We start from the raw sequence: 25,334 nt of genomic DNA on the forward strand, positions 1-25,334 counted from the left end.
TTTAATGTAAAAAGATCAGAAAAGTTCGCGTAATCGCCATTTGTTTAAGTAGGCATTTGCTATACAATGAACAAATAGAACAAAAGCGGGAGGGGCGCCTATGAATAAGAAAGTCGAGAGCGGACTGTTATTTGCCTGGTTTACGTCGCTCGTTGCTACGCTCGGCTCGCTTTATTTCTCGGAAATAGAGAAGTTTGAGCCGTGTGCACTTTGCTGGTATCAACGAATTTTCATGTATCCATTGGTTATACTGATTGCGGTTGGTGTCATACGAAAAGATTCTGGCGTAGCGATCTATGCAGCGGTCTTATCCGGTATTGGCATGTGTATATCGATTTACCATTACGCAATGCAGAAGCTTCCGATTAATGAAGATGATGTGATTGGCTGTGGTCTTGTTTCGTGTACAGGTCAATACATTAACTGGTTTGGTTTTATCACGATTCCGTTTTTAGCAGGAACAGCATTTATTCTTATTTTTATAACAAGTTTATACGTTATTCGAAAACGTAAGGAGTGAAAAGCATGAAGCGATTAGCAATTATTGGTGGAGCGGTAGTCGTTCTTTTTATCGCGCTCATCGTTATTCAAAATATGGGGCAAAACGACAAGTTGGCAAACAACACGCAGTACGATACGGATGATTTGCGCCCATCCACGATTGATCAGTTGGACAACCCAAATTATCAAAACATCATCATGCCTGATGATTTAGCTAGTAAGCTCGAAGCTGGTGAAGATGCAGTTGTATATTTCTTCTCACCAGAATGTAGACATTGTGTGGAAGCAACGCCTGTTTTAATGGATGTTGCGGGTGACGAAGATATTGAGATCGACCAGTTTAATGTACTTGAATATAACGATGAGGCGGCACCTTACCAGATCCAGTCAACACCAACGATTATCGTGTTTGAAGATGGTCAAGAAGTACGTCGCATTGACGGCAATCGACCTGAAGAAACGTTTCGCGCCTTTTTAACGAATCAAGAAGTTGGATCGTAAGGCTGGGACAAAAGCATATGTATAGAATGAAGAGACGAATGATCCTACTTTGGATTGATCGTCTTTTCGTATATTCCAGGGGGAATGAGCGTAAGGAGAACCTCCTGCAGGACAGCACGAGTCTGAAGACTCTGGAGTGGCGGTTTTCCACGGAGGAGGCTGAGGCCGTGTCTGCGGAAAGCGAAGGATTCTCCTGTAGCGGTTCAGTAGCAGTGTTTGTAGAGCTCGTTCTATTCCAACCTTTTTAGTCGTCCGACTCAGGACTAAAGTCTTCATCTATTGGGTATAGTGTTTATCTAAGCCAATTAATGGAGGAGTCGGATGGAGAAAAAGTTACGTACCCCATTTAAGTGGGCTGGTGGTAAACGGCAATTATTGCCGCTACTGCATCAGTATGTGCCACTGCACTATGAACGCTACATTGAACCGTTTGCGGGAGGAGCTGCTCTGTGCTTTTCGTTAGCGCCGCCGAAAGCTTTGATTGGAGACGTAAATCAACCGTTAATAAATACCTATAAGGTGATACGTGATAAATGTGAACAGTTACTAGAAGATTTGCAGCTTCATCAGAATCAAGAAGCATACTATTACGCCATGCGAGATTTGGACCGTCAAGCTAATTATCAAGCGCTCTCTGCCGTTGAACAGGCATCCCGTTTTTTATTTTTAAATCGAACATCCTACGGTGGGTTGTATCGCGTTAACAAAAAAGGTCAAGCCAATATGCCGTTTGGCCATTATAAAAAACCAAATATAATGAACGAAAAAGTCATCCGGCAAGCAAGTTCCTATTTGCAACAAGAGCATATTCATATAGAAAAAGCTGATTTTGTGGAGACGGTATTACAAGCAGAAGAAAATGATTTTGTCTACTTTGATCCACCGTATTATTCGGAATCAAAGCGGTCGTTTGGGGCTTACACAAAACCATTTACGTTATATGATCATATTCGACTGAAGCGAATGTTTAAACAGCTCGATGAGCGCGGCTGCTACCTGTTACTTAGTCATTCAGATCATGCAATGGCAAGGGAACTGTACGGTGAATACCCGCTTTTTGCAACAAATGCGACAAGATTGGTGAACGCAAATGTACATGAGCGCATGGGCGAAAAAGAAGTACTGATTATGAACAAGCGTTTGTGGGATGAAAAAGCAGTTCTTGCATAGGGAATTTAATTATGGTAAGATTAATCTTTGAGAACACGGAGCGCCTTTTGTGCGGACGTACAAAATAAGTCTTTTGTAAAAGTAATTGATTAATAAGGCTGTCTCGATGTTGAAAGCGAGCCTTGCTACTGGCTTTTTGCATCAAGACAGCCTTTTCTATGCGCGAGAGGCGTTTCAATAAATTAATGGGGAGTTTTTAACACTTGGCACAATTTGAACAATTTGGTTTGGACGCATTAGTCGTTCAAGCTTTAACAAAGATGGGCTTCACAGAAGCTACACCAATTCAGCAAGATACAATTAAGCTCGTGTTGGATGGTAAAGATGTAATCGGTCAAGCACAAACAGGAACAGGAAAAACGGGAGCGTTTGGTATTCCACTTATTGATCGAATCGATGCTACAAATCCGATCGTACAAGGTTTAGTTCTTGCACCAACTCGTGAGTTAGCGAGTCAGGTAGAACAAGCTTTAAAACAATTCGGACGCGATAAAGGTGTTCGCACAACTGTTGTATACGGTGGCGAAGACTTCGGAAAGCAGATTCGTGCACTTAAAGCACGCCCGCATATTATTGTTGCGACACCAGGTCGTTTAATGGATCATATGCGTCGCAAAACAATTCGTCTTGAAACGGTTCAAACCGTTGTCCTTGATGAAGCAGACGAAATGTTGAACATGGGCTTCATTGAAGACATCGAGACGATCTTAGCAGAGACACCAGAAGACACGCGCCAAACATTGCTTTTCTCAGCAACAATGCCGCGTCGGATGGAGTCACTCGCAAGCAAGTTTATGAAAGACCCAACTCGCATCGCTGTAAAGGCGAAAGAAGTAACAATGGAAAACATTGCACAACAGTATATTGAAGTACATGAGCGTGAGAAGTTTGATGTGCTTTGTCGCTTGATTGACCTAGAGACACCGGAACTTTCAATTGTTTTTGGTCGTACAAAGCGTCGTGTTGATGAGCTTGGAGAAGCGTTAATTAAGCGTGGATACCGTGCAGAAGGTCTTCACGGTGATTTAAACCAAGCGAAGCGTAACAGTGTCCTTCGCAAGTTTAAAGAAGGTTTGATTGATGTACTTGTTGCAACAGATGTAGCTGCACGTGGCCTTGACATTAGTGGCGTCACTCACGTCTTTAACTTTGATCTTCCACAAGATCCTGAGAGCTACGTACACCGTATTGGTCGTACAGGTCGTGCAGGACGTTCAGGGATTGCAATTACGTTGTCAACGAAGCCTGAAAGAGACCATGTGAAGTTGATTGAGCGCGTATCTAAGAAGCGCATGACTCAGCGTCCAAAGCCTACGTATGAGGAGGCGCTTGAAGGACAAAAGAAGGCAGCTCTTCTTGAACTTCGTGAACTAGCTTCAGAAGGTGGTCAAGATCATTACCGTGTTGCTGCAAAAGAATTATTGCAAGAGACGGACGCAGTAACGGCATTGTCAGCAGCGTTGAAGTTGCTAACTAGAGAGCCTGACCAAACGCCGGTTAAATTAACAAGCGAAGCACCACTTCGTTCGAAGAAGCGTCCTGGTGGAGGCGGCGGTGGCCGTGATGGTCGTCGTCCACAAGGAGACCGTCGTTCATACAGTGGTCAAAAACGTCGCGACGATCGTCGTAGTGGCAGTGGAAGCGGACAAAAACGCAGCTGGGCTAATTCTTCAAGCAGAAGCGGTTCAAAGCGTCCATCATAAGGAATAGTGAGCTTACGGATTTTCCGTGAGCTCTTTTTTTGTAAAAAAAGTCATTTCTGTGTTACGCACCTGTATTTTATGATACGATCATGTTTAAGCAGATCTATACATAGTGTAAAGAGAGATACATAAATTAAGGAGCGATTTAATTGAACAATGTAAAACGTACAGGAGAACGAGTGCTTGGTATAATTGGACTCGTCATCTTCATGATTGGGGCTTTGTTATTTGTCGCCTTAGAAGTTGCGGAAAACCAAGGCTTTTTTGAAGAAATTGCGGTGGAAATGACCAACGAGAATAGTGATCTCCTTGCTGAACAAGGTGTTGCCCCGTTAACTGAGCAAGAAGCAAATGAATTTCTTGAAGTGGTTTCGTCGCTGAACTTCACAATGTTTGCGCTTGTTGCTTTTATTGCAGCCGTAGCGGGAATTGTTGCAGTTGTCATTATTAAGAACAAGCCCGTGATTGCAAGTATTTTATTCCTCGGCTCAACGATTTTGTATGCGGCCCTTGCATTTATCACGTTAATTTTTGTAGGACCATTAATTCCAATGCTGCTTTATATTATTGCGGGGATTATGGCACTAGTGCGTAAGCCAAAACAAGTAGACCCAGTTTAAAAAAGTGTCCCCAGGGCGCTTTTTTTATTTGAGAAGTTAACTGATATGTATGTCAGATAATCTAACAAATCGATTGCAGCTTGGCTGAAATCATCATAGAGTAGTAGTAAGAGAAAAGATGATAGTGCATCTTAAATTCAGGGGAGTGTTCGAGATGACGACACAAGCGCCAACGAGAGAAAGTTTGATTGAGACAATTCGGGAAACAATTGCAAAGAAAAATGTAGAGCTTTTGCACATGCAGTTTGTTGATATTGAAGGAATGTTGAAACATGTGACGATTACAGCTGATCAGCTTGATCAAGCAGTAAACGGAGAAACGATGTTTGATGGTTCTTCAATCACAGGGTTTACACCAATTAATCAATCGGATTTGTATTTAAATCCGGACTTAACCACGTTTGCAGTCTTGCCTTGGACAGAAGAAGAAGGTTATTCTGAAGCGCGATTCTTGTGTAGCGTAAAAAAGCCAGATGGCTCTGACTTTGATGGCGATCCGCGCAACGTTTTGAAAAAAACAGTAAAGCGTGCTGCTGATAAAGGCTATTCCATTAGTGTCGGGCCGGAACTTGAATTCTTTTTATTTGATACAGATGAGTTTGGTCAACCAACCCTTCGTACACAAGATGTTGGTGGATACTTTGAACCATCTCCAAAAGATGATGGAGAAAAAGTCCGCTTAGCGATTTACAAAGCACTTCGAATGATGGGCTTTACAATCGAGGCATCACACCATGAAGTAGCTGTTGGTCAACATGAAATTAACTTTAAATATGCCGATGCGCTCGGTTCAGCCGACGCAGCGACTACGTATAAATGGGTTGTAAAAACGGTAGCAAAACAATTCGGTTTACACGCGACGTTCATGCCAAAACCACTTGGTGGAGAAAACGGGAACGGCATGCACGTGAACATGTCCTTGTTTGATATCGAAAAGCAGGAAAATAGCTTCTACAATGAAGATGATAAGATTGCGCTCTCAAAAACAGCGTATCACTTTATTGCTGGACTACTTGATAATGTAAAAGATTTTGTTGCGGTGACAAACCCGCTTGTTAATTCATATAAGCGCCTTGTGCCAGGTTATGAAGCGCCTTGTTATATCGCTTGGTCTGCATCAAACCGTTCTGCGCTTGTACGTATTCCAGCAACTCGTGGAGCTGGAACGCGTGTTGAAATTCGCTGTCCAGATCCATCGGCGAATCCGTACCTTGCCTTCGCCGTTGTTGCGTCTGCAGGTCTTGACGGAATTGATAACGAAACAGAATGCCCTGCTTCGGTTGATGCTGATATTTTCAGCATGACGGCTGCTGAGATTAAGGAACGTGGCATTGAGAACTTACCAACAAGCTTAGAAGCAGCTGTAAACCGTTTTGAAACGGGAGAAATCGGCCGTAGAACGCTAGGTGATCATGCGTTCACTGTATACGTAGCCCTTAAGCGTAACGAGTGGGATGATTTCCGCACAAGTGTTCATGCTTGGGAGCTTGATGCGTATCAAAGCAAGTTTTAATTACGAAAGCTCGCTGCAACGAAACGTTGCAGCGAGCTTTTTTGTTAAGGTGCTTGTTCTAGGGCAAAGGGGACTTGGTGCGGTATAAACGTATATGGTGAGTCTTGATAATTGTTAAAGGAGACCACTAGATAGGATGGCTGATATGTATTTTCTTCTTCATTATAAGGAGCGGCGATTAGTGTGCTATCGGTACTTGTTAGCACGATGTGTAACTCATCTTCTTGATAGAATACTAAATAGTCGTTTTTCCAATGAATACTTTGATTGCCGATAAAAGAAGCGAGCTGTGGCAGCAGTATAAAAATGAGGAGAACATACAAAAGCCGTTTTTCTAACTGACGCTTTTGAATACTTTCCGGGATAAGGGCCTGAAACAACTCCTTAAACGTACCCTCTTTTTTAATTTGCCTTAAGAGTGTTTCTTGATAAGAAATCGTATCTCTACTGAAGAAAGGCATAATAAATCGATAAAGAATAAGGAGAAAAACGAAATAATAGAATAACTCAAATTCAAAAATAATGCCGGTGGCGATGTAAATAATGATGCTTGGAATGAGATTACGAGCGACGGCTTCCCAAAAAGGTGAAAGCTGTTTGTAAAACCATTGCAGGGCAACTTGAACAATGTAAACGGCAATTAAGAAGCCTGTTACCGCCGTAACAGCGATGATAATATGGTTTAAATAAATTTGTCCAAACAGTGCATCATCAATACCGTAATAAGAAAACTGGCCCATTTGAAAGCGATAGGCAACTAAGTAGCCGAGGACGGTTGCCATTGCAATAATAATAGCGGAATCATATGAAAAAAATTCTGTTGTTACTTTTCCTGTTGGTTTTATACCTCGCTTGCGTTTTCGCTTCATCTAGTCGGTTTCTCCTTTTGCAGACTTCATTGACAATTGTAGCATGCGCGCATACACTATAGTTATCAGAATCATGCAAATGGAGATGGTTTTTTTGACCGCAAGTTTGAAAACTAAAAAGAAGTACCACAACATACATAAGTCGAAGAGGTTGTTCGTTTTGAAAAAGCTATTTTTCAAACAACAACTTCTTTTTTTGTGGACTTTAGTAAGATAGAGGGGTGAAGCTATGATTGCATTAACAGGTGATTCGTTGACATTTAAAGAGCTTCAACGAATTTTGTACAATGGAGAAAAAGTAGAAATTGATCAAACCTGTCTCGAAACCATACATCAGAGTAGGCGGGCGGTTGAAACGATTGTTCAGGAAGGTAGAACAGTCTATGGCATTAATACGGGCTTCGGTAAATTCAGTGATGTGCGGATTGATGTTGAAAACGTAGAGGAACTTCAACGCAACTTAATTTTGTCACATGCTTGTGGAGTCGGACCGTTGTTTTCTGAGCGTGTCACCAAAGCAATGACCCTTCTTCGAGCGAATGCGCTTGTAAAAGGCTATTCGGGTGTGCGGCTAGTTGTTATTGAGAAGCTATTGGAGTTTGTTAATTTAGAGATTTACCCGTGTATTCCACAACAAGGATCGCTTGGAGCAAGTGGTGATCTAGCGCCCCTCGCTCATTTAGCGTTGGCATTGATGGGCGAGGGGGATGTGATTTACAAGGGGCAACGTATGTCAACAGCTAGCTGTTTTCAGCTGCTTGAGATAGTTCCGTTAACACTGCAAGCAAAAGAAGGGCTTGCGTTAATAAATGGAACGCAGGCAATGACGGCAGCTGGAGCTGTTGCTTATATGGAAGCAGAGCGACTCGCTTTTCAAGCGGAATGGATTGCTGCCTTAACAATGGAAGGTTTAAATGGGATTATTGATGCATTCGATGAGGATATTCATATTGCCCGAGGGTACCCTGAACAAATTGAAACGGCTGCAAGAATACGTGCGCACTTAGATGGAAGTCAGCTAATTACAAGGCAAGGAGAGATCCGTGTCCAAGATGCTTATTCACTCCGTTGTATTCCCCAAGTGCATGGAGCAACCTGGCAAACGTTGAAATACGTTAAAGAAAAGTTGTTAATTGAAATGAATGCAGCAACAGATAATCCACTTATTTTTGATGAAGGCAATAAGGTCATCTCCGGCGGAAATTTTCATGGTCAGCCGATTGCGTTAGCGATGGATTTCTTAAGCATTGCTGTGGCAGAATTAGGGAATATCTCGGAGCGCCGGACGGAAAGGCTCGTTAATCCTCAATTAAATGACTTACCACCGTTCTTAAGTGCCAGTCCTGGATTGCAGTCAGGCGCGATGATTATGCAGTATGTGGCGGCTGCGCTTGTGTCTGAAAACAAAACGCTCGCACATCCTGCAAGCGTCGATTCCATTCCCTCTTCGGCAAATCAAGAGGATCACGTCAGCATGGGCACAATTGGAGCGAGGCATGCGCTGCAAGTTATTGCCAATGTGCGCCAAGTGTATGCAATAGAAGCGATTTGTGCGATGCAGGCGGTTGAATACCGTGGGTTTGAGAAGATGGCGCAGGCAACTCAATCACTTTATCAAGAAGCGCGGCTTATTGTCCCTTCGATTGTAAAGGACCGCGCGTTTTATGTAGATATTGAAAAAATGAATAGTTGGCTCGATGATGTTGATATCGAACACATTGAGCAAAAAAAGCCTCTCGCGTGAGAGGCTTTCTTTTATTTAGAATCAAAGTGGTAGGCACCATGGGCAACGGAACCGACATACTCGTTTAAGCGGCTACCGTGTTTAATCGCTGCGGTGACGAAGTCTTTGGCAATATGAATTGCTTCGCCAACTTCTTTTCCTTTAGCGAGGTTAGCGGCAATGGAAGCAGCGAACGTACAACCAGCGCCGTGCGTATACGTCGTGTCAATCTCAGCGGATTCGAGCAACTCAAACGTTTCACCGTTATACCAAACATCTACGGCGTTGGCTGAATCAAGCTTGCTCCCGCCTTTAATCACAACATGCTTCGCGCCAAGTTCATGAATCGCTTTTGCTGCTGTTTTCATATCTTCAACAGATTCAATCTTTACTCCTGAAAGCTGAGTCGCTTCGAATAAATTAGGCGTAACCACAAAGGCTTTTGGTACAAGCACATCGCGTAAGCAAGCATCTGTTTCTGGATTTAAGGCTTCATCTGCACCTTTGCATACCATAACTGGATCAACAACAAGCTGATCAACACCATACTCGTCCACTTTTTTAGCAACAAGTTCAATAATCGCAATTGAACCGAGCATGCCTGTCTTTACGGCATCAACGCCAATTCCTTTTAACACCGTGTCAATTTGTTTCTCAACAATCGCCGGGTCCTGTGGAAATACTTCATGCGCCCAGCTTTTAAATGGGTTTTGCGCAACGATTGTCGTTAACGCGTTCATACCGTAAACACCAAGTTCTTGAAACGTTTTTAAATCTGCTTGAATGCCAGCACCGCCACTCGTGTCTGAACCAGCAATTGTTAATGCTTTGTATCGTTTCATATGCGTCTCTCTCCTTTTATCTATCTTGTGCTTATTATACTAAAAGATTTGCAATCATTAAAGCAAGCGATTGAGGTGGAAATCGCTTACTCTTCTTCCGATAAAAAGGATAGAGAGGCAGGGAGGAAGAATATGATTCAGAAGAAATTGATTGGTGGCTATGTTGCCATTGCTGTTTTAATGCTTTGCCTAGTAGGAGCAGTCTCGTTTTTTGGAGGATCGGTTAAGGACGTTCTTCATGAAAATGGAACAGAATCTTATCACACATTTGAACAACAAAATGAATCGTTGCAGATTTGGAATGAGATTGAAGCAAATGTAGCTGCTGCTTTGATCTCCGGAGAAGCTCCCGCTATTCCAGCAGATGTTCCTGAAGAATGGACAGAGCTTGTTACTCAGTTAGAAACAGCAGTTATACCAGCAATTGTCGAAGGCGACCTTGATGCAGCAAGAGTAGCATGGAATGCACAATTAGTTGAAGCAGGAGAGATTGGTGGATCTATTTTGCTAGAACAACAAACACTACTAGAGAATGGCATCGGGCAAATGGAAGAAGCAAGTGCAATGATTAATAACCAGATGCTAGTAGCTTGGGTGATTTTAGTTGTATCCATCGGCGTTGGGTTAGCAATTGCAATTCAGCAAGCGCGGATGGTTTTGATTCCATTGAGACGCCTCCTGCGCAGGTCAAACCAAATTGCCGATGGAGATTTTTCGAAAAAACCATTGCGACTTCATGTGAATGACGAGTTTGGTTTGTTTACACAGTCTTTTAATCGGATGACTTCAGAATTAAAAAAATCACTTGAACAAACAGCTGCTGCTTCAGATGGACTTGTAACGACTTCAGCTCATTTAACAAATCAAGCAGAGAAAACAATTAAGGATGCTAGCTACATTGAGTCTGCAAGTAAAGTTGTTGAGAGTGCGATCGCAAAACAAATAAAAACGAGTCAGCAAAGCGTTCAATCCACAGATGATTTAGCTCAACGAGTTGAACATATTACACTGGCCCTCTCTACCGCTGAGGACGCAACCGAAGCCGTTCATACCCTTGTTCATGATGGCACAATAAGAGTAACCGAATCTTCGAACCAAATGGACATTATTGCAACAAATACAGATCGAGCATCTGCCTTTGTCAATCAATTAAGCGGACGCTCTCATGAGATGCTACAAGCTGTCGATAGTTTAAGTGGCATTTCTAAGCAAACGAACTTACTTGCGCTTAACGCTGCGATTGAAGCAGAACATGCGGGTGAACACGGGCGAGGGTTTGCTGTTGTCGCAGATCAAGTCCGCAAGCTTGCCGCCGAATCTGAACAGGCCGCAAACCGAGTCGATCAAATGATTCGGTCCGTGCAAGCAGATGTTCTAAGCGTGTCAGCAGAAATGAAAACAGGAGAGGCTGGTATTCTTGCCGGAAAAAATGCGATGGAAGAGATGCGTGCCGTCTTTGAACAAATCCAAGAAGCGGTTGAAAAGCTTAATCAAGAAATCTATATTGTTTCGAATGCAACGCAATCGATTGCTGGAAGCACGCTTGATTTAACGGTGCTTATTTCTGATTTGAAAGAAGCGAGTGAGGAAAGTGGCGAACAAACGAAGAAAGCTGCACTTGCAGCAAGTGAACAACTATTGGTTATGCGAGAAGTGGTTGAGCATATCCTAAGAATAGAAGAGACTGCGCAGCATTTACAGGTTGCAGCTCAGACATTTAACTTAAAAGAAGAAAAAATGGAAGAGGAATAGGAACCCTTTTAAAAATTTCCATAGCGTAAGATGATAAATGCATGTATAATGATTCATTATATCTTATACTTATCCGTTCGGGGGATTTACAAATGAAAAGGGACATTACAATAAAAAATACATTATTATTTTTAATACCATCTTTAATCGGAATCTTTTTATTCATGACGCCACTTCCGTCAGTTGATGGCGATGGGAATTCGACCGTGCAGCTGCCGGTTAAATTTGCTGCAGATACGGTAATGGACGTCGTTCCAGAGAATGGACTTATTCTCACTGTAGCAATTGTGATGGCTATATCGGCCGTGTTATCGATTATTGCTACTGCCAGTAAAGGCAATCAGTCTGAGAAAAGCTCGTTTTGGTTTGATATTTTTGCAACAACACCTATCTGGATTGTGGTTCGTATCGTTGGAGCGATCTTCGGATTCATGGCATATTTTGGATTCGGTCCTGAATTTATTGTTTCAGGAGATACAGGCAGTCTTCTATTAGCTGATTTACTTCCGTTCTTATTTACGATCTTCTTATTTGCTGGACTACTGCTACCGTTACTGCTGAATTTTGGCTTAATGGAGTTTTTCGGTTCACTCTTAAAAAACATTATGCGTCCGTTATTCCGTTTACCAGGGCGTGCATCGATTGACTCAATCGCCTCATGGGTTGGTGATGGGACAGTTGGGATCATGATGTCAAACCAGCAATACGAGTCGGGAAAATATACAGCTAGAGAAGCTTCGATTGTTGCTTCAGCATTTTCAGTTGTCTCGATTACATTCAGCATTACAATTTTAGCGATGCTTGATATTACACATTTGTTTTGGCAGTTCTTTTTAACCTTGTTTGTAGCTGGATTTATCGCTGCTGTTATTACGCCACGTATTCCACCACTTAGCTTGAAGTCTACCAAGTATATTGATGGAAGTGAAGGAAGAGAAGAGCCGAAGGTGAAGCAACCTTTCTCAAGTGGTTTTGTTCAAGCGGTAACGCGGGCGGAAGATAGCTTTAAAAATGGAGACAACATTAAAAGCGGTTTGAAGAATGTGTTTGATCTATGGTTTGGTGTCTTACCAGTTGTCATGGCCATTGGTACATTGGCGGCAGGTGTAGCGACGTTTACGCCTGTGTTTGAATGGCTTGCTGTACCGTTTGTACCAATCTTAGAACTAATGAACGTTCCAGAAGCGGCCGCAGCAAGTCAAACCTTGTTGATTGGCTTTGCGGATATGTTACTCCCAGCAATTATTGCCGATTCATTAGGAATTACCACAGAATTAACGTTGTTTATTATTGCGGCTTTGTCCGTATCTCAACTTATTTACATGTCTGAAACAGGTGGCGTATTAATTGCCTCAAAGATACCGTTTACGTTCTTAGATGCAGTTCTTGTTTTTGTGATTCGGACGATTATTACGTTGCCAATTATCGTGTTAATGGCTCATATACTGTTGTAAACAGGAAGAATCGGCATCTTAGCCGGTTCTTTTTTCTGTTTGTCAGTAAGCAATTAGAGGCGTATGATTAAAAAAGAGAGACAGAGGAGGAGTGTGCCGTATGTCTATTTTGCATAATGACTGGCAGGAAATCATTGGAGAAGAATTTGAAAAACCCTATTATCAAGAGCTACGAGCATTTTTAAAGGAAGAGTATCAGAATGAAGTGATCTATCCTGAGATGGATGCGATTTTTAATGCGTTGCATTCAACCGCTTACGAAGATGTAAAAGTCGTCATTTTAGGACAGGACCCTTATCATGGTCCGAATCAAGCACATGGCTTGAGCTTTTCTGTTCAGCCGCATATTACAACCCCGCCCTCGCTGCGAAATATGTATAAAGAATTAGAAGCTGATCTGGGTTTTCCTCCAGTTGATCATGGTTACTTACAAGCTTGGGCAGATCAAGGTGTGCTTTTATTGAATACCGTTCTGACAGTTCGAAAAAAACAGCCTGGTTCTCATCAAGGTAAGGGGTGGGAGCTGCTTACGAATGAAGTTATTAAGCAACTCAATGCGCGTGAAGAGCCAATTGCTTTTGTTTTATGGGGAAAGCATGCTCAGAAAAAAGTGTCACTAATTGATACGCAGAAACATCTTGTTATTCAGTCGGCGCACCCAAGTCCATTTTCAGCTCATCGTGGATTTTTAGGTAGTCGTCCTTATTCAAACATTAATCAGTGGTTGGAAGGAAGAGGCGTAGAGCCAATCCAATGGCAGCTCCCTTTCAAAGCGGACTTATCGGCTTCAGATGATGAGTAAACTGTTATTCTTTGCGTCTTCGTTCGTGGTCGGCTGGGTTATGCAAGCGATTGGTCTGCCTGCAGGATGGTTACTTGGAGCGTTAATGACAGGCATGATTTGGTCTTTTTATATAGAAAAATTGATCTTTAGAAGTGAATTATTTACGCTGTCCCTAGCCCTTGTTGGTGTTGTCATTGGGTTCATGGTTGTACCAGAAGAAGTGTGGGCGTATCGAACCTTGCTGCCTGCGTTTATTCTGACATTAACGCTGACGTTGGTTGGCGGCATCGCCCTCGGAAAGTTATTCGGGAAATGGACGGGACTAAGTGGGAACACAGCTTTTTTCTGTTGTCTTCCAGGAGGCGCGTCTGAGGTCATTGCTCTTAGTGAAAGGTATCAGGCTGATCAGCGCATTGTTGCAGCTTTTCATACGGCAAGAATTACGCTATTTGTATTTTCTGTCCCGCTTATTGTGGGGCTCGGTGCGCAAACTTCAGCAATTGACCTTGTTGTTCCTGAGCAGGCGCTCTCATGGGATTTCATTTTAGTCGGAATCGCTTTTCTACTTGCGCTGTTCGTGTTTGGCTTAAGTCGTTTTCTAACCTTTCCCGGCGCACCAATGTTTATAGCCATCATATTTGGGTTTGCGGTACACCAGTGGGTCGTTCCTGCTTACAGTATGCCAAGTATTGTCATGGGAGTAGCCCAAGTATTAATTGGCTCTGTGATCGGCATGCGTTTTGATCGAAAAACACTGCACGAATTAAAACGAATTGGGAAACCGAGTATGCTGACACTGGCACTTTATATCCTCATGAGTCTAGGCTTGGCTTTCACGTTCTTTCTTTTAAGTCCACTGCCATTTTATACGACGCTTTTGGCGATTGTCCCTGCTGGAGCGGCAGAAATGGCCTCAACTGCTGCGACCTTGCAAATGGATGCAACCGTTGTAGCAACCTTGCAAATGTTACGTGTGCTTGCGTTATTTCTAGCCTTACCCTTTTTAATCCGTTGGTTCGCGAAAAAACCAATATAAAAAGCAGCTACGCCAACTCGGCATAGCTGCTTTTTCTTATTGAATCGGTGCTTTAGGTTGCGGCATCGTTACCGGTTGGCTTTTAACAGATTGATACGCACTTGTCATTGCTTGTGCATCCGAATCTTTTAGCTGAGGTACTTGATAGTATTGGTGCTTGTTCTGATAAAGGAAAATTTCATAAGCAAGCTCAATGAAATTAGGTACCGTATCAGCAACAATTCGACGAACAATTGGGTTTGTAATCTCTGAAGCTGCCATTCCCATTAAGGAAGCCTGTCCTTTAATTAAACCGAGCATGTGGGCAGAGAGTCCTGCTTCTTTTACGTCGGCCATTGAGCGGTTTGGCTTTTTTGGTTGGGAAGGTGTAATGCCAAACTGGACATCGTGCGAAAGCTTCATTTTGTAAACGCCAGTAGATTCACTTGGTTTTTGCCCAGTTGAAAAGGCTTCAGCAAGCACGTTGTACTGACTTTCAATGAATGAATACTGACGATCAAGTAAGGCGAGCAATTCTTGATCTTTAATAAACGTTCGAAAAATCATGAACTGATCAAGAACATTTATCATTCCAGCAATGATTTCGTGGCTATCAAATAAATCATGACCGCCATGATTTATTTTTGGCATGACTTGCTGAGAATTTATTGTCCCTTGCTGCTGCATCCCTTGTTGATTCATTTAATCACGATCCCTTCACGAATAGTAACGGGCTCACAACCCAGAATTAGTGTAGGCATCACTTAGGGAAACTATGCTAGAGAATTTACCCAAAAAACCATGTCAGATAAACTGACGTATTTATGGAACAATTCCGACATCGGTCTATAATAACCGTTATAGCTAGATATCGTGTGAGGGGGAGACGCACTTGGAAGAAGGAATCATCTTAATGGATAATCTGTGGTTAACGGTTGCTGCAATACTCGTTTTACTCATGCAAGGTGGATTTATTTTGTTAGAGGCTGGTTCAACAAGAATGAAGAACGCCGGGCACATTGCCGGTAAAACGGTGTTTACAGTTGGGATTGCATCACTTGTCTTCTGGGCAGTTGGTTATGGTTTTATTTATGGAGATGGAAATCCGATTATTGGTCTTTCTAATTTCTTTTATGGTGATTTTGCAGATGGATATGGGTCTGTTGATTTCTTTTTCCAATTAACGTTTGCAGCGATTGCTTTAACGATTGCTTTTGGGGGATTTGCTGAACGTGGTAAATTAGCAGCTTATGCGATCTTTGCCGTTCTATTCTCCGCTTTTGTTTATCCGCTTGTTGCGCATTGGATTTGGTCTGATGATGGTTGGTTAGCAGGCTTAGGAAAACAAGATTTCGCTGGTTCAACCGTTGTCCATTTAACAGGTGCAATGGCCGCATTAGCAGCGACCATTATGCTGAAGCCTCGTTTAGGTAAATACGGTAAAAACGGACAAGTGAATGATTTATCCGGTCATAACCAAGTATTTACGGCGCTAGGTGTGCTAATCCTTTGGGTTGGTTGGTTTGGGTTTAATGCTGGATCAACAGGTGGGGTTGCAGATGCATTCTTTGGTTATGTTGCTTTAAATACACAGCTTGCTGCAGGTGCTGGAACAATTGCTGCTTTATTCTTAGTTTGGGCAATCAATGGCAAAGCTGATGTGCCGACAACATTAAACGGTGCTTTAGCAGGTTTGGTTGCCATTACAGCATCTTGTGCGTTTGTAGAACCGTGGGCAGCCGTCGTGATTGGTGTAATTGGTGGACTCATCGTTGTCGTGAGTATGAAAATGTTTGATAAATTAAAAATTGATGACCCGATTTTTGCTTTAAGCGTGCATGGCATCGCGGGTATTTGGGGGACGTTATCAAACGGACTGTTTGCAACACCAGAGCTTGCTGCTTATAACGGAAGTGGAAGCGCCGGACTTTTCTACGGTGGCGGTTTTGAGCAATTAGGCGTTCAAGCATTAAGCGTTGTTGTATGCGCATTGTTCGCTTTTGTTGCCTCATACTTACTTCTGTTAGTAACAAAAGGTCTTGTTGGTGGCACGCTCCGAGTAACGGAGGAAGAGGAGATTTTAGGTCTTGATATGAGCGAGCATGGTTCGTATGGTTATCCGGAAAACGTCCAATCATCACATAGTAAAACAGGATCTTGATGATGGATTTGAATGCAATAAACGATAAGCTTGAACAGCATGAACAAAAACGGCTGAATGCCGTAAATCAAGCTGTAAAGCAAACGATTGCGGAGCTAGGGGACATCCCAGCTCCCTTTGCGTTTTTTTTGATGGGTAGTGCAGGAAGAAAGGAGCAGCTGCATGCGACGGATCAAGATCATGGATTGATCTGTCATTGCAGCGACGATCAGCTCCCATATTTTCGTAAACTTGGACAGCAGATCGTTATTCGAATGGAGCAAGCAGGATACGAACGGTGTTCGGGTGGGGTAATGGCCTCAGAAGTAAGATGGTGCAAAACGAATAAACAGTGGGAAGCGCAACTATCTGATTGGCTTAATCAGGATACATTCGAACACATCCGCCACTTGCTTACCTTTTTTGATGGTAGGGTCATTTACGGAGAAGCGGCTTATTTAGATGAGTTAAAAAAAGCGATTTTCATGGCGATTGATGAGAATCCCAGGCTCCTGTCTCGCTTTGCAGAAAACACAGGGAGGGTGCCACTTGCAATGAACATTTTTGGAAAACTTCTTGTAAAAAAGCATGGGTCAAATCAAGGAACACTTCATATAAAAGAACAGATCTTGTTTCCTTATGTTAATGGCATGCGTTTGCTCGCATTGGCGGAGAAAAGGCTTGAATCATCAACACTTGAACGAATGAAAGCTTGCTCAAATCATCTAGACACTACAATGATTAACTCATTTTCTGCGCTACTGGAAGCGCGGCTGAACTGGCAGACAGAATATCAAGCCTTCGCACACTTAAACCCCAAGTTTCTTTCAAAAGAAGAGCAAAAACAGGTAAAGCAGTGGGTTATTGAAGGAAGAAGACTGTACGACCATGTTGAAAAAGTAGTTGATGAACATGTTTAACTTTATGCGTCAGCTCTCAGCACGCTTAACCACAATGGATTCCTCATATCAAGCACCAAGCGCAAGCGATATGGCGAGACTTCGCTTTTATCAAAAAGAAGCGCAGCGTGATGTGTTGAATGTCCCGTTTCAAAAGTTGCCAATCGTTGTGTTTGATTTAGAGACAAGTGGCTTTAACCCTGATCAAGGCGACAGTATTCTTTCGATTGGGGCCGTTAAAGTGACTGGATCTGAGGTTCACGATGAACACTTTTATCATACAGTGAAGCCGAAGAAGGAACCGAGTCAAGCTATTTTAGATTTAACGGGCTTGACGATGAGAGAGTTAAATCAATCTGCATCGATTTCTGAAGTTCTGCTGGCTTTTTATGAATTTGCAAAGTCAGCGACCCTCGTGGCTCACCATGCCGCGCACGAACGAGCGTTTATGCGGCATCTTACCTGGCAGGAGCTCGGGCGGACGTTTACGCATCGTCTTGTTGATACGTCATTTCTAACTTCGATCACGGCCCAGCATCTGGAACATTTCGAGACGTTGGATGAGTGGTGCGCCGAATATGAAATTCCGATGAGCCACCGCCATCACGCGCTTGCAGATGCGCGGATGACGGCGAACTTATGGACAAAGCACATTACAATGGCGGAACACAGTGGATTTACTTGTTTAGCTGATATCTACAAGGAGCTTGCGACGAGAAAATAGGTAGATCTCTGTTTCATTTTTTAAATCAATTCATGCTATGATAAGCAGGTATCCGGAAGGAGGAGCACTTGTGCTTATTAAAGTAGAAGATTTAATCACGCAAATGGAACGCCAAATAGAGAATCTGCGTCGCTCTGCTGAACAGGACGATGTCGCGCGTGCGAAAGAAGCGGCGTTAATCATTGAAAGCTACTGTCAGCTTATTACAGCAAATGCTGGCGAGGTAAAGAAACAAGAGATGCCTGCTTCCTACGCAGTGCAGCAACCGCTGCCGACACTAACACCGCCAAAGCAGCAGCCGATCGCACCAACAACTGGAAATGACGATGGTGACGACAAGCGAAATCTGCTTGATTTTTAATTAGGGCTGTTCAATTTCACAAAAAGTGTCGAAGATGTTCATTCATCCTTCTGCACTTTTTTAATTTTTCAACCTACCTTTCACTTCTCAGAATAGGTGTTTGTTCTAATCTGGTCATTCTCAGGTAGGTGCTGTGAGCTTTTTTACCAAGTACAATTAGTGAAAAGTGATTTTAATACAAAAAAGGGCTGTCCCGATCAAGATCTTAATGATGATCTTGATTGGGACAGCCTCTTTCCTTAGGGGCGCCATTCAACAAACACACCGTTATTATGTGATTCATTGTCTTCAACATAATTAGGCTGTACGTGCTTTGCTTGCAGTCCTTGTTTGAACATGAATGTAAGGACGGGGTCAGTTAACTTGCCCGTCTGCACAAGCTCGACATATTGTTCTGGCGTGTAGGTGTGGGCGACGATGTGGTAACCGGGGATACGACAGACGGTCGCGTAGCGGTCTAGCTTTAAATCACGCACCGTTTGTTTACGGGCATCATAAAACGCTTTAGCTACACCTTGTTTGCGTACAGAAGGACGGACGCATAGGTCAATTCCATAAAGGGTTTTTCCCGTTGGATCATGCGTTCCTGCAATCAAGCCATTGTCACTCACTTCTGCCCAAGTGTGGGGCTGATCCGCATGATTGACCAAGAGAGATGTAGCGGAACCGACAACTTCACCATTCCATTCTGCTAAGAGAGCGCCTGTCGGAAACGTTTTAACATGGGAAGCAATTTCTTCTTGGCTCCACCAAAGTTCCGGTGGAAAAGGAGGTGGGAAGGCTTCTTTCTGTACCTGCAACAAGCCATCATAATCTGCAAGAGTATAAGGTCGAATGGTAATCATGAGACTGACCTCCTTCTGGTTACTTTTATAAGTAGGATAGCATGTCTGAAATAAGAGAGTCGAATATCTGGTTTTACATATGCTATAGTAGAGGCATTGATGAGAAGAAGGTGAAGAAAAATGGCAAAACTATTTCTCTTATTAGGTTCCATTATAATGGCTTTAGCCGTCGCAATTGGTGCTTTTGGTGCCCACGGCCTAGAGAGTCGACTAAGTGAACGAATGATGAAGAATTATCAAACGGGTGTTCAATATCATATGATTCATGGGTTAGGTTTAGTGGCAACGGCAATTTTAGCAGTGAAGATGGGTGCTAGCGGACTTTTGCAAGGAGCGGGCTGGGCATTCATCCTCGGAATTGTGCTGTTTTCAGGTAGTCTATACGTTATGGCTTTAACGGGTATCACGAAGCTAGGAGCAATTACGCCGATTGGTGGACTAGCCTTTATTGTTGGCTGGGTATTACTTGGAATTGCTGCTGTTCGTCATCTCTAATGCAAAAAAGCTTGAGCACAATGCTCAAGCTTTTTTTATCGTGGTGAGTATTGGGACAAGCTTGGTTCAGATCCATAATGATACGTATAATCAATGGGCTCATCAAATGTAACAAAATCCAAATTAACCATTAGCAATAAGTAATGTTCACCTGTTTCAGGATTTCCTAAAATAATATGGTCGCGGCCGGCTTCTTCTATGCGTCCGCGAAAGACACGGGCGTTCCATTCGCTGTTTCCTTCAAACGTTTGATGAACGGTAACGAATTTCCCTCTGTTTAAGCGAAGAATGTTCTCGATGAAGGATTGTTCAATCGGCAACATGCTCATATCTGATCCTTGCACAGATGTAGGTGTTTGTTGCTGAACAAAACCAGGTACGCCATAGTTCTGTGAAGAGAAATAACCTTGTTGTCCCTGAGGCTGCTGTGAATATTGAGGTTGCTGCATTTGCTGTCCGTAGTTCTGCTCCCCGCTCATTTGTCCATAGCCTTGCATTTGTTGACCGTATCCTTGCTGCTGCCGTCCGTCTTGCCATTGATTCGGGTACATGTACACCTCTCCTTACATCTAGTAGGTATTAAAAACTTCCTCACATTCTGCTGGCGTTGGTTGATAAAAACAATGCGCTTTGTAGCGTCCTGTATTCCACTGGCCCCACCACTCTGCTGGACAAGGACCGTCTGGGCGGAAAAACCATAATGAAAACTCAGCTGGATGCAATCGTTCACCGTTTACAACTCGGCGAGCTAATCGTCTATCTCTTTCACGAGCACGTTGATAAAAATAGCTTTTTTGAACGGCTTCAAATCCTCCTGGTGACTGAAAAGCCATATCAGGGATAGAATTTACGTTTGCAAAGTCTAGACATCTGACTCGTGTTCGATTAACCATGACGTTGCCTGCCATTAACATGCCTTCTTCGCCTTCACCCTCAGCTTCAGCACGCATTAGACGAGCAAGTACATCAATATCACTCGATGATGCTTTAATGACTGCCATTCTTCCACCTCCACAAAGATCGACTGACTATTTACCAAGTTCGGAAGCGTGTGCAACCACACAGGTTCGTTTAATCATATGAAGAAATAAAGAAGTTATGCAAAAAAAAGAATTTAAACAATTTGTTGAAATCAGTTTAAGTAGTGTGTTACTGTGTATATAGATATAAACACATGAACAGTGGAGGTGAGGTGAACAGATGAAAAAGGGCTGGCATTTAATGAAGGTTGAATTAGCGTACATGCCATTAAAACGCTGGATCTACTTGCTTGCAACAGCCTGTATAGCAGGGATTTCAATGGGTCTTATCGTGCCAATGCTCCTTGAGAACGCAATGGAAAGATCACTGCATTTCCTCGTTGGTTTTTTTATGTTCTGTCTTTGGTTTATGTATCCAACCATGGTTATTCGTGGCGATGCCTACCGCACAAAAGATCCTCATGCAAAAATGGTCGTGCCAGATATTTATATACTGCTGCAGTTAATGCCGTTGGCGCATAAAGAAAAAGCGTGGAACCGATTATTGAGCATGTTGCTTTTTGTTCTTCTATTTAATGGATTCGCTTACGCGGTTGCTGCAGTAACGATGATAATTGATGGAACAATCTCGACTATTGGGTTAGAGACGCTCGTTTATTCAGCAATAGGTTGGCTCCTGTTATCAAGTTTTAGCGGTCTTTTATTTGTTATTTCAGAGCCAGAATCACGCCAATATAGGCATCGGGATATGGGCATTTTTTTAATGGCATTGTTGCCCTTTATAGCAGTATTTGCTTTAATCGGCTGGTTGACTGATTTATGGTTTTTTGGAATTTTCCTTGAAGGCATTGTGTCGATGCCTCTTATGACTGTGGTTATTCTCGCTGTTCTTTTGATTGCCGGGGTCCGAGTCAGCATCAAGTACTTGGAACGAACCTTTGCAAAGGTTGATTATTATGTCTAGTTTACTGCCAATTACAATTGATGATATGAGCAGAACACCAATTTACGACCAAATCGAGGCCCAGATAAAAACATTAATTATCAGTGGGAATTTACCACCAGGAACGGCATTGCCATCGATCCGCAAACTAGCAACGTCTCTTTCTTGCAGTGTGATTACAACGAGGCGCTCTTATCAAAACCTTGAACAAAAGGGATACATTAAGACCGTTCAAGGTAAAGGAACCTTTGTGAATGAAATGGCGCAAACTGACCAAACAAAACAAAAAGAAGAGGCAGTAGAGAGCGGACTGAAACAGGCAATTGAGAGCGGTTTTCGCTACGGCTTTACGACAGAAGAGCTTGAGGCAATGTTTCTCAAACTACTAAGGCAAGGAGGGAACTGAGATGATTGTTTGTTCTGAAGTGGAGAAGAAAATTGATTCCACCTTTTCCGTTGGTCCATTAACGTTAACGGTCGAACCAGGCATCGTTACCGCTTTAGTCGGTTCAAATGGTTCAGGAAAAAGCTCACTATTACGGCTGATTTCAGGCCTTATTCAACCTGATCAAGGTTCAATATCCCGTTTTCAAAGAGAGGAAACGAACTGGCGCGAGAAAATAGCATTTATCCCTCAGTCGAGTAAGGGTTTTGAGAAATATACACTCGGCCATCTTGCTGCAATTCATCAAGTAGGCTTTAAGAATTGGGATCAGAAGAAGTTCGAATCATTACTTAAGCGATACGATCTCCCAGTTGATAAAGATGTGGAGGAGCTGTCGGGTGGGATGCAGCGTCAAGCGCTTGCAGTTCTCGCATTATCAAGGAGCTCAACAATGTTAATCATGGATGAACCATTGGCTGGAGTCGATGTCCATGCACAGGAGCGGCTTCAGCAAGACTGGCTTACTTATTTAGAAGAAGATCCAATCAGATCGATTGTTTTTGCAACGCATGTGCCGGATGAAATAAAGGATTTAGCTGATCAAATAATCTGTATGAACGCAGGTCATCTTGTTGGCAAGTATGAAAAAGATGAGTTGCTCTCACGCTATGCTCGTTTTTGGACGAATGAATCAATTGAGCAGGTACGAAACCTTGAAGGCGTTCATTCCGTATTTGAGAGAGGACCTCAAGTAGAAATCCTTTCAGAAGACCGTGAGAAAACAGAGTTAGCGCTCCTCGAGAAGCAACTAAATGTGACGCTGATTCAACCGATGAAAATGGCAGAAATTCTAAGAATGTTATTAAAAGAAGGAGAGGAAATAAATGACGCTCATTATTAATGATGTAAAAAAGAAGTTCGGGCAGCACCACGCAGTTGACGGAATATCACTTCAGGTAGAAAAAGGCTCAATGTTTGGCATGTTAGGAGCAAACGGAGCAGGAAAAACAACGACCTTTCGAATGATTTTAGGTCTGCTTGATCCAACTGAAGGGGACGTAAAGTGGAATGGAAATAGACTTTCCTATAAATATACAAACTTAATTGGTTATTTGCCGGAAGAAAGAGGCTTGTATCCTAAATTAACCGTTCGTGATCAGCTTATTTATTTAGGGAAATTAAAGGGCATGAAGAAAAACGCCATTATTGAAGAAATGAAGTTTTGGCTGGCCCGCTTTAAAGTAGAGGAGTATGAAACGAAGAAAGTAGAAGAGTTATCAAAAGGAAACCAGCAGAAGATCCAGTTCATTGCGGCTGTTTTACATAAGCCTGAATTATTAATTCTTGATGAACCTTTTAGCGGGCTAGACCCAGTCAATTCTGACATGCTGAAAGCTGCCGTTCGTTATTTACAAGAGCAGCAAACAACAATTGTCTTCTCCAGTCACCAAATGCGTAATGTAGAAGAAATGTGTGAAGACATTATGATGCTAAAACGAGGTAAGGCGGTTCTGCACGGTAATTTGAACGAGATTAAACGTAGTTATGGCATGAAGTCTGTGTCCATTCGCGCTGATTTTGATTTAACATTTCTTAAAAACAGTCCACATGTTGATAAGTTTACGGAGGCAAAAAATGGTGTAACGGTTCAGGTGGAAAATGAAGAGAAAGCGAAAATCATTTTTCAAGAACTAGCCGAAAAAGGTTTTGTACGTAAGTTTGAAGTAGAAGAACCAAGCTTGCATGACATCTTTATTGACAAGGTAGGAGGGGACGCAAATGAATAATTTCTGGACGATTGTTGGTCATACCGCATCAAGCCGTTTAAAAACAAAGTCTTTTGTTATCTCTACAATTATAACAATGGTTTTGATTATAGGAATTGTTAATATCGGTACGATTATTGATCTTTTTTCTGGAGATGATGAAGGCTCAACGCAAAATATAGCAGTCGTAGATGAATCTGATGGCGCAACAGAAATTGCCGAGGCGTTAGCAGCGCCACCAGAGGATGAAGAAGCATACATTTATCAGCTTATTAATCAACCTTTGGATACGGTAATCGAAGAAGCTAGAGATGGCGAATATGATGGCGTTGTTCAGTTAACCGGAACAACGGAAACACTTAATGCGACGTTTTATGGAGAAAACAATGGCATGGCGATGGATGTCCAGCAAGAGGTCCAACGCTTAAAAGAAGGCTATATGACGAGTGAACTGGATATTGATGAAGCTCAGCTTGCAGCGGTGTATCAACCGATTGGTTTTGAGCAGATGTCTCTTGAAGACGGAGAAGCAACTGAGTCAGCAGGTATGGGGATTGAAGCGAATATAACTGTATTCGCAGTTGCATACGTACTGTTCTTTATCATCATTACGTACAGCACGATGATCGCTACGGAAGTCGCAACAGAGAAATCGTCACGCGTAATGGAGTTAATTGTTTCAAGCGTCAACCCGATTGTGCAGATGTTTGCCAAATTAACCGGGATTGGCTTGACCGCATTTATAAATATTGTAACGATACTAGTTGCAGGTATAATTGGAATCTATGTAGGTGGCAATACGATATCGGACTTTTTATCAAGTGATTTCATTGATATAACCTTAATCGGCTATGGACTCATTGTACTGTTTCTCGGCTACTTCTTATTCGGTGGTATTGCAGCAATGCTTGGTGCACTAGTAAGTCGAACAGAAGATGTGCAACAAGCGGTACAGCCTTTGATTTATCTGGCGATGATTGGATTCTTTATTGTCACATTTGGAATGAGCAATGCTGAAGCAGCGTTTGTTAAAGTAGCCTCATACATCCCATTCTTTACACCACAGTTGATTGTGCTGCGTATTGGTTCTGGCACAATTGAAGTGTGGGAAATCGCATTACTATTAGTGATTCTGGCTATTAGTGCAGTAATTGTGAACCTTGTCGCCGCACGAGTCTATAAAGGTGGCGTGTTAATGCACGGAAAATTCTCCTTTAAAAATGGGATTAAACAGGCACTTGTTTTATCGAAAAAAGAAAAATAAAGATCCTTTTAAACAGGTTTGTTCTTGGTAGACGAGTGTGGTAAGATGGAAATATTGTGAAGCGGGATGATGGGAGGTGAAAGAG

At 42.6% G+C, this 25,334-nt stretch carries 27 protein-coding genes; 21 read left to right on the forward strand and 6 right to left on the reverse strand.

Translation table 11 applies throughout. The features are described 5' to 3' along the window. The first annotated feature begins 100 nt into the window (after window positions 1-100). The 6 genes from JOC54_RS18690 to glnA all read left to right on the forward strand — a co-directional run bounded on the left by JOC54_RS18690 (window position 101) and on the right by glnA (window position 6,008). Window positions 101-520: a disulfide oxidoreductase gene (locus tag JOC54_RS18690; protein ID WP_035418987.1), complete on the forward strand. Its 420-nt coding sequence runs from the start codon at window positions 101-103 to the stop codon at window positions 518-520. Window positions 521-525: 5 nt separating this feature from the next. Continuing rightward, window positions 526-1,002, forward strand: coding sequence for a thioredoxin family protein (locus JOC54_RS18695; protein ID WP_035418989.1), 477 nt, complete (start codon window positions 526-528; stop codon window positions 1,000-1,002). 321 nt (window positions 1,003-1,323) lie between these two features. Further along, entirely contained in the window at window positions 1,324-2,172 is an 849-nt protein-coding gene (locus JOC54_RS18700) for a DNA adenine methylase (protein WP_204468231.1), read from the forward strand. A gap of 203 nt (window positions 2,173-2,375) precedes the next feature. Next, the gene (gene cshA, locus JOC54_RS18705; protein ID WP_204468233.1) at window positions 2,376-3,875 is read left to right on the forward strand and encodes a degradosome RNA helicase CshA; all 1,500 of its coding nucleotides are present in this window, start codon (window positions 2,376-2,378) and stop codon (window positions 3,873-3,875) included. Window positions 3,876-4,024: 149 nt separating this feature from the next. Further along, window positions 4,025-4,495: a DUF4064 domain-containing protein gene (locus JOC54_RS18710; protein ID WP_035418995.1), complete on the forward strand. Its 471-nt coding sequence runs from the start codon at window positions 4,025-4,027 to the stop codon at window positions 4,493-4,495. Window positions 4,496-4,649: 154 nt separating this feature from the next. Further along, complete coding sequence (glnA, locus tag JOC54_RS18715) at window positions 4,650-6,008, forward strand: type I glutamate--ammonia ligase (protein WP_204468236.1); 1,359 nt, start codon at window positions 4,650-4,652, stop codon at window positions 6,006-6,008. A 44-nt stretch (window positions 6,009-6,052) separates the two neighbouring features. Here glnA and JOC54_RS18720 read toward each other — a convergent pair whose 3' ends face one another. Continuing rightward, the gene (locus tag JOC54_RS18720) at window positions 6,053-6,877 is read right to left on the reverse strand and encodes a hypothetical protein (protein ID WP_204468238.1); all 825 of its coding nucleotides are present in this window, start codon (window positions 6,875-6,877) and stop codon (window positions 6,053-6,055) included. Between the two features lie 229 nt (window positions 6,878-7,106). Here JOC54_RS18720 and hutH point away from each other — a divergent pair, with 229 nt between their 5' ends. Next, window positions 7,107-8,621 carry a histidine ammonia-lyase gene (hutH, locus tag JOC54_RS18725; RefSeq protein WP_204468240.1) on the forward strand — a complete coding sequence of 505 codons (1,515 nt, stop codon included), beginning with the start codon at window positions 7,107-7,109 and terminating at the stop codon, window positions 8,619-8,621. Between the two features lie 11 nt (window positions 8,622-8,632). Here the strand turns inward: hutH and pdxK are convergent, their stop codons facing one another. Further along, window positions 8,633-9,442, reverse strand: coding sequence for a pyridoxine/pyridoxal/pyridoxamine kinase (gene pdxK / locus JOC54_RS18730; RefSeq protein WP_054794502.1), 810 nt, complete (start codon window positions 9,440-9,442; stop codon window positions 8,633-8,635). Window positions 9,443-9,574: 132 nt separating this feature from the next. On the opposite strand from pdxK, the gene JOC54_RS18735 reads away from it, so the two are divergent. From JOC54_RS18735 to JOC54_RS18750, 4 genes are all read left to right on the forward strand, one after another. Beyond that, a complete protein-coding gene (locus JOC54_RS18735; protein ID WP_204468243.1) occupies window positions 9,575-11,194 on the forward strand; it encodes a methyl-accepting chemotaxis protein in 1,620 nt (539 codons plus the stop codon). 92 nt (window positions 11,195-11,286) lie between these two features. Beyond that, window positions 11,287-12,648: a YjiH family protein gene (locus JOC54_RS18740; RefSeq protein ID WP_204468245.1), complete on the forward strand. Its 1,362-nt coding sequence runs from the start codon at window positions 11,287-11,289 to the stop codon at window positions 12,646-12,648. Window positions 12,649-12,748: 100 nt separating this feature from the next. Continuing rightward, window positions 12,749-13,450, forward strand: a complete 702-nt coding sequence (locus JOC54_RS18745; RefSeq protein WP_204468247.1) for a uracil-DNA glycosylase — start codon at window positions 12,749-12,751, stop codon at window positions 13,448-13,450. Further along, window positions 13,443-14,468 (forward strand): AbrB family transcriptional regulator, encoded by a 1,026-nt coding sequence (locus tag JOC54_RS18750; RefSeq protein ID WP_239586829.1) that lies wholly within the window; start codon window positions 13,443-13,445, stop codon window positions 14,466-14,468. The genes JOC54_RS18745 and JOC54_RS18750 overlap by 8 nt, the downstream gene beginning before the upstream one ends. 36 nt (window positions 14,469-14,504) lie before the next feature. Here the strand turns inward: JOC54_RS18750 and JOC54_RS18755 are convergent, their stop codons facing one another. Next, window positions 14,505-15,149: a spore coat protein gene (locus JOC54_RS18755; RefSeq protein WP_239586830.1), complete on the reverse strand. Its 645-nt coding sequence runs from the start codon at window positions 15,147-15,149 to the stop codon at window positions 14,505-14,507. Window positions 15,150-15,360: 211 nt separating this feature from the next. Between JOC54_RS18755 and JOC54_RS18760 the strand changes: the two genes are divergently transcribed. The 4 genes from JOC54_RS18760 to JOC54_RS18775 all read left to right on the forward strand — a co-directional run bounded on the left by JOC54_RS18760 (window position 15,361) and on the right by JOC54_RS18775 (window position 18,571). Further along, window positions 15,361-16,608, forward strand: a complete 1,248-nt coding sequence (locus JOC54_RS18760) for an ammonium transporter (RefSeq protein WP_035419114.1) — start codon at window positions 15,361-15,363, stop codon at window positions 16,606-16,608. A 2-nt stretch (window positions 16,609-16,610) separates the two neighbouring features. Beyond that, on the forward strand, window positions 16,611-17,507 hold the full coding sequence (locus JOC54_RS18765) for a DUF294 nucleotidyltransferase-like domain-containing protein (RefSeq protein ID WP_204468252.1): 897 nt from the start codon (window positions 16,611-16,613) through the stop codon (window positions 17,505-17,507). Beyond that, the gene (locus tag JOC54_RS18770; protein ID WP_235194518.1) at window positions 17,500-18,210 is read left to right on the forward strand and encodes an exonuclease domain-containing protein; all 711 of its coding nucleotides are present in this window, start codon (window positions 17,500-17,502) and stop codon (window positions 18,208-18,210) included. Before JOC54_RS18765 ends, JOC54_RS18770 begins: the two co-directional genes overlap by 8 nt. Window positions 18,211-18,280: 70 nt before the next feature. After that, window positions 18,281-18,571: a DUF5327 family protein gene (locus JOC54_RS18775; protein WP_204468254.1), complete on the forward strand. Its 291-nt coding sequence runs from the start codon at window positions 18,281-18,283 to the stop codon at window positions 18,569-18,571. Between the two features lie 239 nt (window positions 18,572-18,810). On the opposite strand, the gene JOC54_RS18780 is transcribed toward JOC54_RS18775, so the two are convergent. Continuing rightward, window positions 18,811-19,416 carry a GNAT family N-acetyltransferase gene (locus JOC54_RS18780; RefSeq protein ID WP_204468256.1) on the reverse strand — a complete coding sequence of 202 codons (606 nt, stop codon included), beginning with the start codon at window positions 19,414-19,416 and terminating at the stop codon, window positions 18,811-18,813. Between the two features lie 120 nt (window positions 19,417-19,536). Between JOC54_RS18780 and JOC54_RS18785 the strand changes: the two genes are divergently transcribed. Beyond that, window positions 19,537-19,911, forward strand: coding sequence for a DUF423 domain-containing protein (locus JOC54_RS18785; protein WP_035419005.1), 375 nt, complete (start codon window positions 19,537-19,539; stop codon window positions 19,909-19,911). 35 nt (window positions 19,912-19,946) lie between these two features. Here JOC54_RS18785 and gerQ read toward each other — a convergent pair whose 3' ends face one another. Both gerQ and JOC54_RS18795 read right to left on the reverse strand, forming a co-directional pair. Further along, entirely contained in the window at window positions 19,947-20,462 is a 516-nt protein-coding gene (gerQ, locus tag JOC54_RS18790) for a spore coat protein GerQ (RefSeq protein ID WP_035419007.1), read from the reverse strand. 18 nt (window positions 20,463-20,480) lie between these two features. Then, window positions 20,481-20,912 (reverse strand): cell wall hydrolase, encoded by a 432-nt coding sequence (locus tag JOC54_RS18795; protein ID WP_035419009.1) that lies wholly within the window; start codon window positions 20,910-20,912, stop codon window positions 20,481-20,483. Between the two features lie 199 nt (window positions 20,913-21,111). On the opposite strand from JOC54_RS18795, the gene JOC54_RS18800 reads away from it, so the two are divergent. From JOC54_RS18800 to JOC54_RS18820, 5 genes are read left to right on the forward strand one after another with little or no spacing between them, the layout of a single operon-like run. Further along, window positions 21,112-21,855: a hypothetical protein gene (locus tag JOC54_RS18800; protein ID WP_204468259.1), complete on the forward strand. Its 744-nt coding sequence runs from the start codon at window positions 21,112-21,114 to the stop codon at window positions 21,853-21,855. Beyond that, the gene (locus tag JOC54_RS18805; RefSeq protein WP_204468261.1) at window positions 21,848-22,240 is read left to right on the forward strand and encodes a GntR family transcriptional regulator; all 393 of its coding nucleotides are present in this window, start codon (window positions 21,848-21,850) and stop codon (window positions 22,238-22,240) included. Before JOC54_RS18800 ends, JOC54_RS18805 begins: the two co-directional genes overlap by 8 nt. Before the next feature lies 1 nt (window position 22,241). After that, on the forward strand, window positions 22,242-23,120 hold the full coding sequence (locus JOC54_RS18810) for an ATP-binding cassette domain-containing protein (RefSeq protein ID WP_204468263.1): 879 nt from the start codon (window positions 22,242-22,244) through the stop codon (window positions 23,118-23,120). Beyond that, the gene (locus tag JOC54_RS18815) at window positions 23,104-24,006 is read left to right on the forward strand and encodes an ABC transporter ATP-binding protein (protein WP_035440774.1); all 903 of its coding nucleotides are present in this window, start codon (window positions 23,104-23,106) and stop codon (window positions 24,004-24,006) included. Before JOC54_RS18810 ends, JOC54_RS18815 begins: the two co-directional genes overlap by 17 nt. Continuing rightward, complete coding sequence (locus JOC54_RS18820) at window positions 23,999-25,249, forward strand: ABC transporter permease (protein ID WP_204468265.1); 1,251 nt, start codon at window positions 23,999-24,001, stop codon at window positions 25,247-25,249. Before JOC54_RS18815 ends, JOC54_RS18820 begins: the two co-directional genes overlap by 8 nt. Window positions 25,250-25,334 lie beyond the last annotated feature (85 nt).

It is taken from the genome of Shouchella xiaoxiensis (genome assembly GCF_016907895.1).
Lineage (GTDB): Bacteria > Bacillota > Bacilli > Bacillales > Bacillaceae_D > Shouchella > Shouchella xiaoxiensis.